The sequence below is a fragment of the Phenylobacterium sp. LjRoot219 genome (assembly GCF_964252995.1).
Classification (GTDB): domain Bacteria; phylum Pseudomonadota; class Alphaproteobacteria; order Caulobacterales; family Caulobacteraceae; genus Phenylobacterium.
The window spans coordinates 1,348,404-1,365,905 of record NZ_CAXUQI020000001.1 but is presented as its reverse complement, the minus strand read 5'-3'; the positions used below and the strand labels follow the sequence as shown (position 1 = coordinate 1,365,905).

At 72.5% G+C, this 17,502-nt stretch carries 14 protein-coding genes; 3 read left to right on the top strand and 11 right to left on the bottom strand.

Translation table 11 applies throughout. The features are described from left to right. Positions 1–80: 80 nt before the first annotated feature. Positions 81–2,771 (bottom strand): phosphoenolpyruvate carboxylase, encoded by a 2,691-nt coding sequence (gene ppc, locus ACSQ14_RS06700; RefSeq protein WP_436010978.1) that lies wholly within the window; start codon positions 2,769–2,771, stop codon positions 81–83. A 90-nt stretch (positions 2,772–2,861) separates the two neighbouring features. Here ppc and ACSQ14_RS06695 point away from each other — a divergent pair, with 90 nt between their 5' ends. Next, entirely contained in the window at positions 2,862–4,142 is a 1,281-nt protein-coding gene (locus ACSQ14_RS06695) for an amidase (protein WP_436010976.1), read from the top strand. A gap of 174 nt (positions 4,143–4,316) precedes the next feature. On the opposite strand, the gene ACSQ14_RS06690 is transcribed toward ACSQ14_RS06695, so the two are convergent. Together ACSQ14_RS06690 and ACSQ14_RS06685 are read right to left on the bottom strand one after the other, a co-directional pair. Further along, the gene (locus tag ACSQ14_RS06690) at positions 4,317–6,836 is read right to left on the bottom strand and encodes an ABC transporter permease (RefSeq protein WP_436010974.1); all 2,520 of its coding nucleotides are present in this window, start codon (positions 6,834–6,836) and stop codon (positions 4,317–4,319) included. Beyond that, positions 6,833–7,516 carry an ABC transporter ATP-binding protein gene (locus ACSQ14_RS06685; protein ID WP_436010972.1) on the bottom strand — a complete coding sequence of 228 codons (684 nt, stop codon included), beginning with the start codon at positions 7,514–7,516 and terminating at the stop codon, positions 6,833–6,835. Before ACSQ14_RS06685 ends, ACSQ14_RS06690 begins: the two co-directional genes overlap by 4 nt. 53 nt (positions 7,517–7,569) lie before the next feature. Between ACSQ14_RS06685 and ACSQ14_RS06680 the strand changes: the two genes are divergently transcribed. Then, the gene (locus ACSQ14_RS06680; RefSeq protein WP_436010970.1) at positions 7,570–8,223 is read left to right on the top strand and encodes an arylesterase; all 654 of its coding nucleotides are present in this window, start codon (positions 7,570–7,572) and stop codon (positions 8,221–8,223) included. Here the strand turns inward: ACSQ14_RS06680 and ACSQ14_RS06675 are convergent. From ACSQ14_RS06675 to rlmJ, 7 genes are all read right to left on the bottom strand, one after another. Then, on the bottom strand, positions 8,220–8,414 hold the full coding sequence (locus ACSQ14_RS06675) for a hypothetical protein (protein WP_436010968.1): 195 nt from the start codon (positions 8,412–8,414) through the stop codon (positions 8,220–8,222). The genes ACSQ14_RS06680 and ACSQ14_RS06675 overlap by 4 nt on opposite strands. A 202-nt stretch (positions 8,415–8,616) precedes the next feature. Next, positions 8,617–9,294: a cytochrome b/b6 domain-containing protein gene (locus tag ACSQ14_RS06670; protein WP_436010966.1), complete on the bottom strand. Its 678-nt coding sequence runs from the start codon at positions 9,292–9,294 to the stop codon at positions 8,617–8,619. A gap of 245 nt (positions 9,295–9,539) precedes the next feature. Then, positions 9,540–10,037 carry a c-type cytochrome gene (locus ACSQ14_RS06665; RefSeq protein ID WP_436010964.1) on the bottom strand — a complete coding sequence of 166 codons (498 nt, stop codon included), beginning with the start codon at positions 10,035–10,037 and terminating at the stop codon, positions 9,540–9,542. Between the two features lie 78 nt (positions 10,038–10,115). After that, complete coding sequence (locus ACSQ14_RS06660) at positions 10,116–12,242, bottom strand: AsmA family protein (RefSeq protein WP_436010962.1); 2,127 nt, start codon at positions 12,240–12,242, stop codon at positions 10,116–10,118. A gap of 68 nt (positions 12,243–12,310) precedes the next feature. Next, positions 12,311–12,871, bottom strand: a complete 561-nt coding sequence (locus tag ACSQ14_RS06655; RefSeq protein ID WP_436010960.1) for a sugar transferase — start codon at positions 12,869–12,871, stop codon at positions 12,311–12,313. Between the two features lie 103 nt (positions 12,872–12,974). Then, entirely contained in the window at positions 12,975–13,361 is a 387-nt protein-coding gene (locus ACSQ14_RS06650) for a hypothetical protein (protein WP_436010958.1), read from the bottom strand. A gap of 74 nt (positions 13,362–13,435) precedes the next feature. Next, complete coding sequence (gene rlmJ / locus ACSQ14_RS06645; RefSeq protein WP_436010956.1) at positions 13,436–14,257, bottom strand: 23S rRNA (adenine(2030)-N(6))-methyltransferase RlmJ; 822 nt, start codon at positions 14,255–14,257, stop codon at positions 13,436–13,438. A 74-nt stretch (positions 14,258–14,331) separates the two neighbouring features. Between rlmJ and ACSQ14_RS06640 the strand changes: the two genes are divergently transcribed. Further along, entirely contained in the window at positions 14,332–15,423 is a 1,092-nt protein-coding gene (locus tag ACSQ14_RS06640; RefSeq protein WP_436010954.1) for a DNA topoisomerase IB, read from the top strand. Positions 15,424–15,427: 4 nt separating this feature from the next. Here the strand turns inward: ACSQ14_RS06640 and ACSQ14_RS06635 are convergent, their stop codons facing one another. Continuing rightward, the gene (locus ACSQ14_RS06635) at positions 15,428–17,431 is read right to left on the bottom strand and encodes a TonB-dependent receptor (protein WP_436010952.1); all 2,004 of its coding nucleotides are present in this window, start codon (positions 17,429–17,431) and stop codon (positions 15,428–15,430) included. Positions 17,432–17,502: the final 71 nt, after the last annotated feature.

Below are 17,502 nucleotides of genomic sequence, written 5' to 3'. Positions count from 1 at the left end.
AGGATCTGGGCGCCAGGATGCTCCCCTGCGAAAGCGGGGGAGCTGTCGGCGAAGCCGACTCAGGGGGCGTTCTGCCGCCCCTACCCCGTATTCCGCAGCCCCGCGGCCACGCCGTTGATGGTCAGGTGGATGCCGTTGCGGACCGCCTCGCTGTCGTCGCCGGCGCGCAGGCGGCGGAGCAGCTCGATCTGCAGGTGATTGAGCGGGTCGATATAGGGCAGCCGCGCGCGGATGATCGCCGCGAGGTCGGGGTTCTTCTCCAGCAGCGCGGTCTGGCCAGTCACCTTCAGCACCGCCTCCACCGTGCGTTCCCACTCGGCGCGGATCTGGTCGAACACCGCGTCGGCCAGCGCGCGGTCGGGGACCAGGCCGGCGTAGCGGGCGGCGATGGCCATGTCGCTCTTGAACAGGACCATCTCCATGTTGGACAGCATCGAGGCGAACGAGGGCCAGGTCTCGGCGAGCTCGGCCAGGGTCTCCAGCGGTACGCCGGACTGCTGCACCGCCGAGCCGAAGCCGTACCAGCCCGGCAGCATCGCCCGCGACTGCGACCAGGAAAACACCCAGGGGATGGCCCGCAGTCCGGCGAGCGTGCGCGCGCCCTGCCGCGAGCTGGGGCGGCTGCCGATGTTGAGCTCGGCGATCTCGTTGATCGGGGTGGCGGCGTAGAAATAGTACACGAAGCCCGGGGTCTCGACGATCTTGCGGTAGGCGCCGAACGAGGCGTTCGCCAGCGCGTCCATCGCCTCGCCTCGCCCGCCGCCCAGCTCGTCGGCCGGCGGCCGGCGCAGCGAGGCCAGCACCACGCCGGCGGTGAGCGTCTCCAGGCTCTGCCGCGCGAGTTCGGGGTCGGCGTACTTGTTGGCCACCACCTCGCCCTGCTCGGTGATGCGGATGCGGCCGCCGACGGTGCCGGCCGGCTGCGCCAGCAGCGCCTCGAAGCTGGAGCCGCCGCCGCGGCCCACCGCACCGCCGCGGCCGTGGAACAGCTGCAGCTTCAGCCCCTGGCCGTGCACCACTTCGACCAGCGCACGCGAGGCCTTGAACAGCTCCCAGGTCGAGGTGAGGTAGCTGCCGTCCTTGTTGGAGTCGGAATAGCCGATCATCACCTCCTGCATGCCGGGCGCGGCGAGCAGGGCGCGGACCAGCGGCATGCCGAGGTAGCGCTGCATCGTCTCGGCGGCGGAGCGCAGGTCGCCGATGGTCTCGAACAGCGGCTCGGCGAAGATCTCGGTGCGCGGCGGATCGCCCGGCGCGTAGAGCCCGACCTCCTTCAGCAGCACATAGACCTCGAGCAGGTCAGAGACCGAGGTGGTGTTGGAGACGATGTAGGCGCGGATCGCCTCGCCGCCGTAGAGCCGCTTGACCTCCGCCGCAGCGGCCAGGGTGTCGAGCTCGCGCCGGGTCTCGTCGGAATAGGCGATGTGCGGCGAGGCCAGCAGCCGGCCGTGGCCCAGCTCGCGCAGCAGCAGCTCGCAGCGCGCGGTCTCGTCTAGCGCGGCGTAGTCGGGGCAGACGCTGGCGGTCTTCAGCAGCTCCGCCACCACCCGCTCGTGCACCGCCGAGTTCTGCCGCATGTCCAGCGTCGCCAGGTGGAAGCCGAAAATGTCGACGGCGCGGATCAGCTCCGGCAACGGGCCGACGGCGAAGACCTCGCCGTGCTGGCGCAGCAGCGAGTCCAGGATGGTCCGCAGGTCGGCCTTGAAGGCTTCGGGCGTCGGATAGGGTTCGGCGGCGAGGCCCGAGGGCCTGGGCGGCGTCTCGCCGGTGAGCCGCTGGTAGCTGGCCGCCAGCCGCGCATAAACCCCGGCGAGCGCCAGCCGGTAAGGCTCGTCGGCGCGCTGCTGCGAGGGGTCCTGGGCACGGTCGGCCAGCGCCGCGAGCGCCGGCGTGACGCCGGCCAGCTCGACCGAGAGCGACAGCTCGGCCCCCAGGGCGTGCAGCTGGTCAAGGTAGAGCTGCAGCGCCGCCTTGGCCTGCCACGCCAGCGCCTGGCGCATCACCGCGCCGGTGACGTAGGGATTGCCGTCACGGTCGCCGCCGACCCAGGAGCCGACCTTCAGGAAACTGGGCAGGCTCTCGGCCCCCAGCACCTCCTGCCAGTGGGCGTAGAGCTTCGGCAGCACGGTCAGGAAGCTGCGCTCGAAGAACGACACCGCGTTCCAAATCTCGTCCGAGACGGCGATCCGCACCCGCCTCAAGAGCCGCGTGCGCCAGAAGATCGAGACCTGCCGCGCAAGCTCCTTCTCGACCTCGGCGCGTTCGACCTCGCCGGCGGCGACGTCCAGCCGGTCGAGCTGGTGGGTGATGGCGCTCTCGCGGTCCAGCACGCTCTTGCGTCGCACCTCGCTCGGGTGGGCGGTGATCACCGGCGCGATCAGGGCGCAGCCCAGCAGCTCGCGCACCGCCGAGTGCTCGATCCCCTGGGCCCCGAGAGCGCGCAGCGCTCCGGCGAGGGTGTCGGGCCGCATGTCGCCGGCCCGGCCGCGGCGGCGCTGGATGTGGTCCTCGGCGATGTTGGCGATCTGCAGGAAGCAGGCGAAGGAGTGGGCGAAACGCACCGTCTCGGCGAGCGACAGCGCCGCCAGCCGATCGCCCATCAGCTGGGCCGCTTCGGGCGTGCCTTCGCGGTGGAAGCCGACCGAGGCGCGGCGGATGTCCTCGATCTGGTCGAACACCGCCTGCCCGTCCTGCGCCCGGATCACGTCGCCCAGAACGCGGCCGAGGTAGCGGACGGCGGAGCGGAGCTGGTTGGGCAGCGGCTGGGTCATGCCAGATCAAAACGCCAACCACCGACCGGCGTCATCTGGTTTCCGCCCTCAGCCTCGGCGATAGTTCGCAGGAGTTGAAAAGGACGGCGCATGAGCCCCGAGGAGTCGCTCGCCCGCATCCGTCGCTACGATGGCCGGCTGAAGGCCTTCGTGCGGGTTTTCGATCCGCCGCTGGTCGGCGAGACCGCCGAGGGGCCGACGTTCGCCGTCAAGGACCTGATCGACGTGGCCGGCCAGCCCACCGGCGGCGGCGCGCAGGTCCCGGTCGATCCCCATCCCCACCTCCACGCCGTCGTCGTCGAGCGGCTGCTGCAGGCCGGCTGGACCGCGGTCGGCAAGAGCCACACGGTCGAGCTGGCGTTCGGGGCCTGGGGCACCAACCAAGCCGTCGGCGCGCCGTGGAACCCGTGGGACGCGAAGGTGCAGCGCGCGCCGGGCGGCTCTTCGTCCGGCTCGGCCGTCGCGGTGGCCGCCGGGCTGTGCGACGCCGCCCTGGGCACCGACACCGGCGGCTCGGTGCGGATTCCCGCGGCGATCTGCGGCGTCGTCGGCCTGAAGCCCGGCCGCGGGCTGGTCAGCCTGAAAGGCGTGCATCCTTTGAGCCCGGCGCTCGACACGGTCGGGGCGATCGCCGCCGACGTAGCGACCGCCGCGCGCATGCTGGGGGTGATTTCCGGCCCCGACGGGGCGAGCGCCGACCGCGAGCCGTTCGACGCCGACGAAGCGCTGCGCGCCGACGTCCGCGGCCGCCGGCTGGCGGCCAGCCCGCCGGAATTCCTCGGCGAGCTGCATCCGGAGGTCGAACGGCTCTATCTCGAAGCGATCGGGCGGCTGCGCGACCTGGGCGCGACGGTGGAGATGGTCCCGCCGCTGCGAACGCTCGACGAGTCCTTCCTGCCCAACGGCCTGATCATGGCCGCCGAAGGCTGGCGGCACTGGCGCGAGCGGATCACCGCCCAACGGCCGGTGATGGATCCGTGGATCGTCCGCCGGTTCGAAGCCGGCCGCGGATTCACCGACCGCCACCTGGCCGAGGCCCACGCCCGGCGCGCCGAGGACCAGGACGCCTTCTACGCCTGGATGGCCCCCTACGACGGCCTGGTCAGCCCGACCTGCCCGCTGCCCGCGCCGCCGATCGCCCGGGTCGACGAGATGACCTCGCCGCTGTCGCGGCTAACCCGCGCTGCCAACTACCTCGACCTGCCGGGGATCACCGTCCCCTGCGGCCTGACCGCGGACGGCCTGCCGGTCGGCCTGCAGTTCATCGCCAAACCGCGCGACGAAGCCGGCGTGGTCAGCCTGGGCGCGGCCTACGAACGCGTCTCCGGCTGGAACGGCCGTCGGCCGGACCTCACCGGGTTCGAGGGTTAGGAACCACGAAAAACACGAAAGACACGAACGGGTTGGGGCACAAACCTCATGCCCCACTTACCAGCGCAGCTTGAATTGGAGCCCGGCCGGTATTTGCACCCAGCGCCCCTCGCCGTCTCGCTGCTCTCGGCGCGGCCCTTTCGTGTCTTTCGTGCCTTTCGTGGTTCTCTTCGCTCACTCGCTCCTGAGCGCCGGCCCGGGGCGTTTGGACAGCGCCTGCAGGGCCGCGAGCACGCCGCCCAGGCCGGCCAGCAGGGCTGCGCCGGCCAACAGCGCGGCGACGCCCGCCCAGTCGACGCTCCAGCGCGCCTCGAACACCTTCACCACCACCGGCCAGGCCGCGGCATAGCCGAGGGCGACGCCGGCCGTCCCGGCGATGGCCCCGACCAGGCCGTACTCCAGCGCATAGGCGGCGAGGATCTGCCCGCGCGAGGCGCCCAGCACCTTGAGGATCGCGGCCTCGCGCACCCGCGCCTGGGCGCGTGCGGCGATCGCCCCGGCGAGCACCAGGAGGCCGGCCAGGGCCGCGACGGCGGCCGCGCCGCGCACCGCCAGCGCCAGGCGGGCGAAGAGTTCACTCGCCGCCTCCAACTGTTCGCGCACGGAGATGACGTTCACCTCCGGAAAGCCGTCGCCGAGCGCGCGCACCACCGCGGCCTCCTGCGTCCGGCTGGCCTTGGCGATCGCCACGTCGCGCAGCTGCGCGCCCTCCAGGGCGTTGGGCGTGAGCACCAGCGGGAAACTCGCGCCGAACGCGCCGAACTCCACCCGCCGCAGCACGGCGACCCGCGCCTCGATCTCGCGGCCGAGCACCGACAGGGTGAGCCGGTCGCCGAGCTTCAGCTGCGCGGCCTTGGCGACCTCGGAGTCGACCGCCAGCAGCGGCGGCCCGGCGTAGTCGGACGCCCACCAGCGGCCCTGCAGCACGCCGGCGTTCGGCGGCTCGGCCCCGATCGCCGACAGGCTGACGTCGTTGTCGTAGGCCCAGCGCTCCGAGGCCGGGATCTGCGCCAGGTTCACCGGCGCGCCGCGCACCGTCGCGATCCGGCCGGTGAGATAAGGCGCGCGCAGGTAGGTCTCGCGCGACAGTGGGTGCGCGAAGGCCCGCCGCACCGCCTGGTCGAAGCTGGTCCCCCGGTCCCCCGGGATCTCGGTGAACACCAGCGCCGGCGCGGTGCGCGGGGCGACCTCGGAGACCTCGGCCAGCAGGCTCGACTGGATCAGCACCACCGCCGCCAGCAGGGCGACGCCCAGGCCGATGGCCGGCGCGGCGGTGCGCGCCGCCGAGCGGGGGCCGGCGAGGTTGGCGAGCGCGATGCGCCAGGCCCCGCCGGCGCCGCTGCGCCAGCGGCCGGCCAGCGCGGCCGCGCCCCAGCCGAGCAGCCAGAGCAGCGCGAACGCCGCCGCCACCCCGCCGATCATGATCAGCGCCGCCAGCCGGGTCGGCGCGCCGAGCACCGCCAGCGCCGCCAGCCCGAGACCGGCGAGGCCGGCGCCGACCGTCTCCGGGCCCAGGCGCAGCCGCGGCGACAGGTCATGGCGGAACAGGCTGGCCGGCGGGGTGGCCCGCGCCCGGCCGAGCGGCGCGAGCGCGAAGGCCGCCGCCGCCAGCAGGCCGAAGGCCGCGGCCTTGGCCAGGGCGGACGGATAGATGGCGAACAGCGCCGGCACCGGCAGGTCGTCCTGCACCAGCGCGCCCAGCAGCAGCGGCGCGGCGGCGCCGACGACCAGGCCCAGCACGACGCCGAGGCCGGCCAGCGCCCCGATCTGCACCAGGTAGAGGTTGCGCACCAGCGCGCCGTCGGCGCCCAGCGCCTTCAGCGTGGCGATCGCCGGCTTGCGGCTTTCGAGATAGGCGCTGACCGCGCCGAACACGCCCAGGCCGCCCGCCACCAGCGAGGCCAGGCCGATGAACCCCAGGAAGTATTCCATCTGGTCGACCAGCCGGCGGATGCCGGGCGCGGCGTCGTTGCGGTCGCGCACCCGGCCCTCGGATTTCTTCACCGCGCGGGTCACCGCCGCCTTGCCGGCCGGCAGCGACAGGCCGGGCTTCAGCGCCACCCGGGCGGTCTCGACGAACGGCAGGCCGGGCGCGGCGAAGCCGCCTTGCTCGACCACTTCGAGGCGGGTCAGCACGCGCGGCCCCAGCGCAAAGCCGCGCGACAGCCGGTCCGGCTCCTGCAGCAGCACGGCGCGGGCGACCACCGCGGTGTTGCCGACCAGGAACCGGTCGCCGAGCTTCAGCCCCAACCGGTCCAGCAGCGCCTGCTCGACCGCCACGCCGGCGGCGTCGCCCTGCGGCGCGAACGCCTCCGCCAGGGTGCGCGCCCCCTTCAGCTCGACGCGGCCGGCCAGCGGATACTCCCCGCCGACGCCGCGCAGCTCCACCAGCCGGCGCTCGCCCGACGGGGCCTCGGCCATCGCCCGATTGGCCAGCGCGTAGGAGACCTGCCCCAGTCGTTCGAGGGCGGCGCGCTCGGCGTCGCTGAAGGGGCGCTGGCGGACGGTGACCGCGAGGTCGCCGCCGAGGATCTCGCGCGCCTGACCCGACAGCCCCTGGCGGAAGGCCTCGGCGGTCGAGCTGGCCGCGGCGATCGCCGCCACCCCCAGCGCCAGGCAGGCCAGGAAGATGCGGAAGCCGCGCACGCCAGCGCGCAGCTCGCGCACGGCGAAGCGCACCGAGAGCGGGATCATGCCGCCGCGGCCACCCGGCCGTCGCTCAGCCGCACCGCGCGATCGGCCCGCTCGGCCAGACCCTCGTCGTGCGTGACCAGCACCAGGGCCGCGCCGGTCTGCGCCGTGAGGTCGAACAGCATGCTGGCGACGCGCCGGGCGTTAGCGGCGTCCAGGTTGCCGGTCGGCTCGTCGGCGAAGATCAGTTGCGGCGCCGGCGCGAGCGCCCGGGCCAAGGCGACCCGCTGCTGTTCGCCACCCGAGAGCTGATGCGGATAGTGCCTGAGCCGGCTCGACAGGCCGACGCGGTCCAGCCAGGCGCGCGCCGCGGCCATCGCATTCGGCGTGCGGGCGATCTCCAGCGGTGCGGCGACATTCTCCTCGGCGGTCATGCTGGGCAGCAGATGGAAGGCCTGGAAGACCAGCGAGACGCGCCCGCGCCGCAGCCGCGCGCGTCCGTCCTCGTCGAGCTGGGCGAGGTCCTGGCCGAACAGCCGCACCCGGCCGCTGCTCGGCTGCTCCAGCCCGGCCGCCACCGAGATCAGCGACGATTTGCCGGAACCGGAGGGGCCCACCAGGGCGACGCGTTCGCCGGCCGCGACCCGCACGTCGAGCCCGCGCAGGATCTCCACGGGACCGGCCGCCGACGGCAGCGTCAGCGAGACGTCCTCCAGGACCAGCGGATCGGCGGGGTTGGACAAGGCGCTCTCGTGCGTTGGAGGCTACGTCAGAGCATCCTAGATAGGACGCCTGAATGGTCGAGACACCCGCCACCTGCTCCCGTCGCGCCCTGCTGGGCCTGCCATTGCTGGCCCTGCCGCTGTTCGGGGCCGGGCCCGCGCTGGCGGCGCGCGGCAAGGTCGTGACCATCCTGGGCGATTCGATCACCGCCGGCCTCGGGCTGCCCGCCGCTCAGGCCCTGCCCGCCCAACTGCATCAGGCGCTGAACCGCCGGGGCGTGGCCAACATCGTTCGCGGCGCCGGCGTCTCCGGCGACACCACCGCCGGCGGAGCCGCGCGGATGGACTTCAGCATCCGCCCGGACACCGCGGTGACGGTCGTGGCCCTGGGCGCCAACGACCTGCTGATGGGGCTCCAGCCGCGCGTCGTCCGCGCCAATCTCGAGCGCATCCTCACCCGGCTGCAGGCGCGGCGGATGGGCGTGGTGCTGGCCGGGATCCAGGCGCCGCCGGAGATCGGCCGCGGCTATGCACGGGAGTTCAACGCGGTGTTCCCAGCGATCGCCAAGGCCCATCGGGTGGCCTTCTATCCCGATCTGCTCGCCGGCGTGGCCCGCAACCCCAAGTTCAACCAGTCGGACGGAATGCATCCGAACGCCGCCGGGGTGCGGGTGATCGCCGATCGGCTGGCTCCTGTCGTCGCGAAGGTTCTGGCCGCCCGTCCCTAGGGTGCGAGCCGCTGCTGCGGCTCCTCGTATCGGGCGCCGCAGCGCAGCATAAGCTCGACCGCCGCCTGAGCCCCGTCGCGGCTCTCATCGGCCCCGCGTGCGACCGTCACGCCGTCTTCATCATAGACGCTCCAACGCCAGCCTTCTTCGACTTGGCAGAGCGAGTAGGCGAAGGACGGTGAGGTCTGCATCGCAATCTCCTGGAGACACGCCATGATCGAACCCCGCCAGCGACGACGGGTTTCCGTGCGCCTGTCACATTTTCGCAACTGCAAAACGGCGCACCACAAGCGAACAGCCATTTGTGGCGCTGCAACGGCGACGGTTTAGCTCAATTGTGTAGCTTTTCGTCGCCGCCCTGCCGCTTTGCGCGGCGTCGGGGCGGCCAAACGCCTAGAAGCGGAAGCCCTTGGACGCCCACCAGGCGACGCCAACCGCCACTACCGCAACGAGTAATGCCCGCCAGAGCGGCGCGAACGTCAGGCCCGGGTCGGACTGGAATTTGCCGCGCCCAGTGACCATCGGCCGCACCAGGTCCGCGCGCTTGTGGACGGCGTAGAAGATCACCGCCGCGACGTGCAGCACGACCAACACCTGCAGGGCGGTGAAGCTCAGTTCGTGCACGGCGGCGAACGCCCGGCCGGTGTCGAAGTCGACGCGATCTGACAGCGGCCCGGACTCCAGCCCGTCGACGTCGACCGAGAACAGCCCGGTGACGACCTGGAGGATCAGCACGCCGAGCAGCGCGACCACGCTCCAGGCGCCGAGCGGATTGTGCCCGGGCGTCGCGGCATAGGCTCGCGACGGCAGGGTGCGCAGATAGGACCAGGTCGCCGCCGGCCCCTTCACGAAGCTCGAGAACCGCGCCGAGCCGGAGCCGAAGAAGCCCCAGAGCAGGCGGAAGACCAGTAGGCCGATGACCGAATAGCCGGCCAGCCGGTGCCACTCCATGTTGCGGGTCTCGGCCGACCACCAGGAAAAGCCGAGCAGCGCCACCAGCGCCCAGTGGAAGATGCGGGTGGGGCCGTCCCAGAGCTTCGCCCAGACGGTGGAGTTGGCGGTGTCGCGCATCAAGCGTCCCGATTCCGAAGTTCGCGTGCGGCTATAGCCCCTAGCGGAGTTTGTTCGGATTTTGAAGTTCGCCCGGAGGCCCGCAGGCTAGTGTGCTGGATCTGAAGTTCGCCTGCGCATCGGTCACGCGCCGGAGCGAACTTCAGATCCAGCACACTAGAAACATATACTTGCTAGTGTCCTGATCGATTCCGAAGTTCGCCAGAGGCCGCCACAAAGCGCATGCGAACTTCGGAATCGGGACACTAGGTCTTGTCCGGCACGCGGAACTTGTCGTGGCAGCCCTTGCAGGCCCCGCCGGTCGCCTGGACCTGCGCCTTCAGGCCGGCCGCGTCGCCGCTGGCGGTGACCTGCTGCAACTGGCCAGTCGCGCCCTGCAGCTTCTGGACCGCCGCGGCGAAGCCCTGCGGATCGCTCCAGACGTCGGGCTTGGCGTGGGTCTTGACGCCGCTCTCCGCGCCGCTGCCCTTCGGGAACCAGCCGCCCATCTGCCGGGCCAGCCCGTTCAGCTTCTGCGCATTGGCGGCGAGCGCCGCCTGGTCCGGCGAGCCCTTCCGCGCCTCGTCGTTGATCGCCTTGAAGGCCGCGCCGACCTGCTTGAAGTTGTCGTGCCGCGCGGCCGCGGCCTTGCCGGCCGGCGTCTTGGGCGCCGGGCCGACGTCGTGCGCCACCGCCGCGCCGGCGATCACCACCGCGCCGAGCGCCGCCGCAGCGGCCGCGGCCTTGCCGAACCTGACGCTCATGGACGTCCCCTAGCCTGATCGAAGTCGCGGCGAGATTGCGGGCTCCGCGGCGGCGGCGTCAACCGGACCGTGTCCTGTTCAGCGCGCCGCGGTGCGCACCGGCGCGCCCTGGTTCGCCGCCGCGCCGACCAGGGCGGCGCAGTTGGCGTCCTTGGCCAGGCCGACGTCGATGAACGGCAGGATCGCCGCTAGCGGCGACAGGAAGGTCGCCAGGGCCGCCGCCGCCCCGCCCTGGGCGATCGCCGCGCCGGGCTGGACGCCCAGTTGCGGCCGACTGACCGGCCCCTCGGCGGTGACCGGCGCCATCAGCCGCACGAGCTGGAACTTCTTCGGATGGCCCTGGGCCTTCAGGTCGAGACGCTCGGTCTCCATGTTCACCGCGCCCGACCCGGTGACCAGCACCGGCCCGGTGTCGATGACGATCCGCTCGGCGCGGAACACGCCGCCCTTCGCCTCGAAATTGGCTACGCCGCAGCGGATCGGCGTGCTCTCCTGGTTCTTGGAGAGCAGCAGCCCCAAGCCCTTCACCACATTGACGCCCATCAGCTCGGCGAAGGCCTTGCGGATCTCGCCGCCCGGCACCACCAGCATCACCTGGCCGTCAGCGTTGGCGAACGCCCGGCGCACGCTGTCGCCCTCGCCGCGCAGCTTGGCGCGGCCGACGAAGGCGCCGGTGAACGGCGCCTCGCCGCCGAGCTTCACCGGCAGCAACTGCTCGAGGCGAGCGTTGGAGAGCCGCAGGTCCAGGTCGGTGACCGGGACATCCTTGCGCGCGTCGAGCTGAATGGTCCCGGCGATGCGGCCCTGCGGCAGGGCGAAGTCGATCGGGTCGGCCTTCAGCACCCCGGCGTCCAGCTTCACGTGGGCCGAGCCCGAGCGCAGGTTGACCGGCGCGTTGCGGATGTCGTCGGCCTTGTAGGTGACGTCGGCGTCGATCGCCCGGATGCGCTCGACCTTGAGCGGCGCGTCCGGCAGCAGCCGCTGCTCGGCCTGCAGCGCGCGCGAGACCGCAACCTGCTGCGGCGAGGCCACCTTGCCGGCGCCGCCGCCGAACAGCGGGCCGAGGTCCTTGAAGTCGAGGCTCTTGGTGTGCAGCTGCGCCGTCAGCAACGGCCGGTCGTCGCCGGTCTTCACCGACAGCTGGCCGGCCAGATCCGAGGTCCCGACCCGGCCGTTCAGGCCCGCCACCCGCCAGGTTTCGTCGTCGCGCGAAAGCCGGCCGCGCAGGTTGTATGGCGGGGTGTTCGGCAGGGCCACGCCGGTGATCCCGTAGAGGTCCGCCGCGTCCTGGCCACGCGCCGTGACGTTCATGTGGAACTGGCCGAAAGCGAACGGCCGGGGCACGGCGCCGCGCGCGGTGACCAAGGTCTGGCCGGCGCGCACCTCCGCGTCGAACGGATAGGGCTTGGCGCGGTCGATGTTCAGCAACGGCCCGCCGGTGACCAGCAGATGGAACGGCTCGCGGTTCAGCGAGCCCTGCCCGCTCAGCGCGAAGCCGCGATCGCCGCCGCCAAGCTTTTCGCTGGCGTTGAGCGTGCCGACGAAGCTGAGGCCGCGGCCGACGTCGCGATAGGTCAGCCGGCCGTCGTTGACGACAAAGTCGCGGATCGGCGGCAGCCGCATCGGCTGCTGAGGCTTGCGGCCGTCCGAGAAGTCCCAGTTGGCCCGGCCGTTGGCGCTGCGCACCAGCGAAACCCGCGCCTGGTCGAACTGCAGCAGGCGCATGTCCACGTTGCCGATCAGCAGCGGGAGCAGCCGGATGCGGACGGCTAGGCGGCCGATGTCGGCCATGTTCTCGCGACCGGCCCAGGCCGGGTTGGCGATCCGCACCCCGGTGACCGTGGCGCTCGGCTGCCAGGAGAACAGGTCCACCTTGAGGTCGCCGGCGATGGTCACCTCGCGGTGCAGCCGCGCCGAGGCCATGCGCTCCACCGGCCCGCGGAACCAGTTCCAGTCCCAGACGGCGATCAGGATGGCGAGGGCGATGGCCAGCACCGCGAGCACGGCGCCGGTCCAGCCGAGCGTCTTGCGGCTCGGCCGCCCGATCCGCGTCTGGCCCAGCCTGGCCCGCGCCGCCCGCCAGTGCTCCTGGGTCCAGGCCCCGGCGCGTTGCAGCGGCCGCCGCTCGCCGGTGCGCGCCGGCGCAGGCTTGGCAGGCTCCCGACGGCGGCCAGTCTGCGGGTCTTGATTGGCGTCGCTGGACACGACGTGAACTCCGACAGTGTCCCCGGCGGCTTGAAACCCGCGCCCCGGCGTCCAGTTCCCCTCAATTGCTAGTGGCTGACCCCGCGCCCGGTGAGCGCGGCCCGGGCGGTGACGGCCAGTATCCGCAGGTCGAAGCCCAGCGACCGACGCTGCAGATACTCGATGTCCAGTTTGACCTTCTGCGAGATCGGCAGCTCGTCGCGGCCGTTGACTTGGGCCCAGCCGGTCAGCCCCGGGCGCAATCGGTGCACGCCCCCGGCGGTGCGTAGCGCCACCAGGTCATCCTGGTTGAACAGCGCCGGCCGCGGGCCGACCAGGCTCATCTCGCCGACCAGCACGCTCCACAGCTGCGGCAGCTCGTCCAGGCTAGTGCGCCGCAGGAACCGGCCCAACGGCGTCACCCACTGATCCGGGTCCTGCAGCAGGTGGGTGGCCACATCGGGCGTCCCCACCCGCATGGTGCGGAACTTCGGCATGCGGAAGATGTGGTTGTCGCGGCCGATCCGCCGCGACCAGTGCAGCGCCGGCCCCGGGCTCTCCAGCGGGATCGCCGCCAGCAGGAACAACAGCACGGGCGAGAGCAGCACCAGCCCCGCCAGCGCGCCCGCAATATCCAACGCCCGCTTCACCCTCGCCTGCGCTCCTTGCCGTTCGCAGGCATTTAGGCCGCGACTCAGGCGACGTCCAAGTCAACGAGGGGCAAGTCAGCGAGCGCCAAGTCAGCAGGGCAAGTCAGTTGGGCTTGGGCTCGGCGCCTTTCGCGCGCCGGCGCGGGGCGGGTTTCGGCTGCGCGATCGGCGCGGCCGCCAGTTCGGCGTCCAGCTCCGGCCCGTCGAGCAGTTCTCCCTCCAGCACCGCAGGCGGGATCGGCGCACTCTCGCCGCCGACCGGGACCAGGGCGGTGTTCTCGCTCACCAGCACCAGCCGCGGCCCGGCAGCCTTGGCCGGCACCGTGGGGACAAGCTCGGTCCGCATCCAGCGGGTCATCCACCACCAGGCGGTCCCGCTCACGGCGGCGGCTGCGAAATAGCCCCACAGCGGCGTCGCGGCGCCGAGCACGAACTCCGGCCGGGGAATGGGGGGAATCTGCGCCTTCACGAACCAGGGCTGATCCGACATAGCGACGGCCTCCTGCGCGATTTGCTGCACCGCACACTAAGCCGAATCATCTCGCAATTGCAAAAAGTTAGACGTCAGAGCGGATAGATTCGCGCCGCGCCGCCCTCGCCCAGGGTTTCGGCGGTCCATCGGCAGATGGGCTCGAGCACCGCCTGGAACGCCGGGTCGCCGCCGACCAGCACCAGCGCGCAGCCGTTCATCTTCAGCGGGTCGGTCAGCGGACGCATCCGCGTCTCGGCCACCAGGATCGGCGCGTCGGTCGCATCCTCCAGAGTGCGCAGGAAGGCGTCGAAGGTCTCCAGATCCTTCAGCGGCAGCCACACCAGCGCCTGGGCCGCGGGGTTCTTCCGCCGCAGCGCCGCCACGGCGGCGACGACCTGGGCGTAGTCGTCGGCGCGCTCGAACGGCGGGTCGATCAAGGCCAGCACCGACCCGGTCCGCGGACAGCGGTCGAGCGCCATAGCGAAGCCGTCGGCGCACAGCGTCTCGACGCCCGGCCGGCCGCCGAGCGCCTTGTGCAGGGCGGCGTGCTCCGGCGGCCGCAGCTCGCAGCCGAGGTAGCGGTCCTGCGGCCGCAGCGCCTCGGCGACCAGCCAGGGCGAGCCGGGATAGCGGACCAGCTTGCCGCTGCCGTTCAGCCGCTTCACCGCGGCTAGCAGCGAGGCGAACTCCGGCGGCGCGTCCCGCGCCGCCATCAGCCGGGCGACGCCGGCCTCGGCCTCGCCGGAGCGCTGGGCCTCCGGCCCGGTCAGGTCGTAAAGCCCCGCGCCCGCGTGGGTGTCGAGGACGCTGAGCGGCGCCGGCTTGGCGGCCAGTCGGGCGATCAGCTGCAGCAGGGCCGCGTGCTTCACCAGGTCGGCGAAGTTCCCGGCGTGAAAGGCGTGACGGTAGTTCAACTGTGCTCCCAAGGACCCGCGAGGAGGAACCGGCCCTGCGCATACCACGTTGGCGGCGAACCGAAGGAGCCGCCTTGCAGACGCCGCGCGATACGCCCGACCTGGTCCCCGACCTGTTGCACGTCAGCGACCAGGATCCCGGCATCCGCCGGCGCAAGGCCCGCAGCGGCTTCGATTACCTGAAGCCGGACGGCGCGCTGGTGCGTGACGAGCCGACCCTGGACCGGATTCGCAAACTGGCCATTCCGCCGGCCTGGACCGAGGTCTGGATCAGTCCCGAGCCGCGCGGCCACATCCAGGCGGTGGGCCGTGACCAGCGGCGGCGCAAGCAGTACCGCTACCATGACGACTGGCGGCGCGTGCGCGACAGCTGCAAGTACGATCGGGTGATCGGCTTCGGCCACGCCCTGCCGAAGCTTCGGCGACGCGTCGCCGTCGACCTGGCGCGCCGCGGCCTGCCGCGCGAGAAGGTGCTGGCGGCGGTCGTCCAGGTGATGGAGATTACCCTGATCCGCGTCGGCAACAGCGAATACGCCAAGCAGAACAAGAGCTTCGGCCTCACCACCCTGCGCGACCGGCACGTGCGGATCGGCGGCGGGCGGGCGATCTTCGAGTTCCGCGGCAAGAGCGGTAAGCCGCACCGCACCGGCTTCCGAGACCGCCGGCTGGCGCGCATCGTCAAGGCCTGCCAGGACCTGCCCGGCCAGCGATTGTTCCAGTACCTCGACGAGGACGGGCAGCGGCGCGCCGTCGAGAGCGCCGACGTCAACGGCTACATCCGCGAGGCGATGGGCGACGACTTCTCGGCCAAGGACTTCCGCACCTGGGCCGGCACGCTGGCGGCGGCGCGCGCGCTGACCGCCTCGGAGCCCTGCGCCAGCGCCGCCCAGGCCAAGCGCACCGTGAACACCTGCGTGAAGGCGGTGGCCGGGGTGCTCGGCAACACCGCCGCGGTCTGCCGCAGCGCCTATATCCATCCGGCGGTGCTGGAGGCCTACGCCGACGACGCGCTCACGCTGAAGCCGGGGCGGACCGGCCGGCCGTTCGAGCTCGCCGTGCTGCACTTTCTGGAGGCCGCCCGCGACAAGGATCTCGCCGGCGAGGCCCGCGCGACCCGGGCCATGACGCGCGAGAGGGCGGCGGAGGCGCAAGCCTCCGCCGCCTAGTCATCTAGCGCCGGTAGGAGATCCCCACCCGCACGGTGCGGGGCGCGGCGTAGCTGTTGACCCCGTCGGCGGTCTGGCCGACCGCGATGTCCACGTCGGCGATGTTGTCGGCGGCGAGATAGACCTCGGTCGCCTCGGCCACCCGCCAGCCGGCGCGGGCGTCGACCTGAAACGCGGCCTTCAGCTTGCGCGAGTTGAGGTCGTCCTCGTAGCGCGTGCTTTCGTAGCGCAGCTCGGCGGCCAGGCTGAGCGGCGCCAGCGGCCGCCATTCGAGACCGCCGGTGGCGGCGAACGCCGGGGCCTGGGCCGGGCGCTTGTCGGTCAGCTGCGGCGCGGCCGAGCCGCCGTCCACCCGGGCGTGGGTGTAGGCGAAGGCCGCCCGCCAGCCGAGCATCGCCGCGAAATCGCCTGACGCATCGCCCTCGAGGCCCCAGGCGTCGATGCGCCCGGCGTTCTGCCGCTGGCGCAGCACCCCGCCGGCAGGAATGAACCCGGCGGTCGGGAAGGTCGCCGGGCCGAAGCCCACGGTGACGTTGGTGATCGGGTCCTTCAGCTGGTTGTAGAAGGCCGTGGCGCTCCACTGCACCCAGCTCGCCTCGCCGCCCAGCCCGGCCTCGGCGCCGTACAGCTTCTCCGGCTTCAGCGACGGGTTGGCCTCGGTCACGTCGTTGCCGACGCGGAACGGACGGTGCAGCTCGTTGAGCGTCGGCGGCCGGAAACCGGCGTAGGCCGCCGTACGCAGCCACAGGTTCGGCGTCACCGTGTAGCGCACCCCGGCCCGCGCCGTCGGCGTCACCCCGTCGGAACCTTGCGGATGCGCGTCCAGCGTCAGCGCCCCGGTGGCGGTGTCCTGCTCGCGGCGAACCGCGCCGCTGGCGCGCCAGGCGTCGAGCCGCACCCCGCCGGTGACCAGCCAGGGGTCATCGGTCCAGTCGGCGTCGACGTAGATCCCGGCGACGCTGGTCTGGCCGCCGGCCTTGCGGTCGCGGGTGAAGGCCCCGTTCATGTAGCGGAAGCGCTCGAACTCGACGCCGCGGGTCAGCCGGGCGTCGGCCCCGGCCTCCCAGCCGAACGGGCCGCCGCCGCCCTGCACCGCGGCGTTGACGCCATAGCCCTGGGCCGGGGTGGAGTATTGGTCGTTGGCCGGGGTGGTCGAGTTGCGGTCGGCGGCCACCGCCACCGAGCTGTTGGAGAAATCCGAAGCGCGCATCCAGGTCTGCAGGCGCCAGCCCAGGGCCTCCGGCTGGCGCGGCTTGGCCAGGGTGAAGGTCGCCGACAGGCCCGAGGCCTCGGAATAGGCCCCGGCGAGGCCCGAGCCGCGGCGCTCGTTGTAGAGGCCGAAGCGGGCCGAGCCCTCGGCCTCGCCGATCGCGTGCTGCACGCGGAACGCATAGTTGGCGGTGCGCAGGTCCAGCGGCCGGTCGGCGGCGCCGGCGCGGTCGCCGCGCACCGGGGTATAGCCGGCGGTGCTCTCGCCACTGGCGATCATGAACAGCCCCGGCGCGCCGTAGGCGACCGCGGCCCGGTAGCTGTTCCGCTCGCCGGTCGAGGCGTCGAACGCCTGCAGCCCGCCGCCGGCCCCGCGTTCCTGCAACGCCACCACCCCGGTCAGCGCGCCGGCCCCGTAAGGCCCCGCGCCGGCGCCGCGGACGATGGTCGCCGCGGCCAGGCCTTCGGGCGGCAGCGCGCTCCAGATCACCCAGCCGCCGAACGGATCGTTCTGCGGCGCGCCGTCCAGCGTCACCAACGCCCGGCCGGCGCCCGACGGCGCAATCGCCCGCAACGACAGGCCCTGGGTGGTCGGATTGGCCGCCAGGCTGGTGGTGCGCCGGAACAGCGAGACGCCGGGCGTCGTCGTCAGCGCCTCGTCGAGCCGCGGATTGAGCCGCAGCACCTCAGGCGACACCTGGACGGCGTCGAACGCCGCCTCCCCGGCCAACGGCGCCAGGCGCGGCGCGTAGACAACGACGGATTCCGCCTGCAGCGGCGGCGGCAAGATGGGCGGCATGAACCGGTCTCCTCCCCGAGAACGGGGCTATCTAGACCGGTTTGTCGTCGCGCACACCCCTGAACATTCGT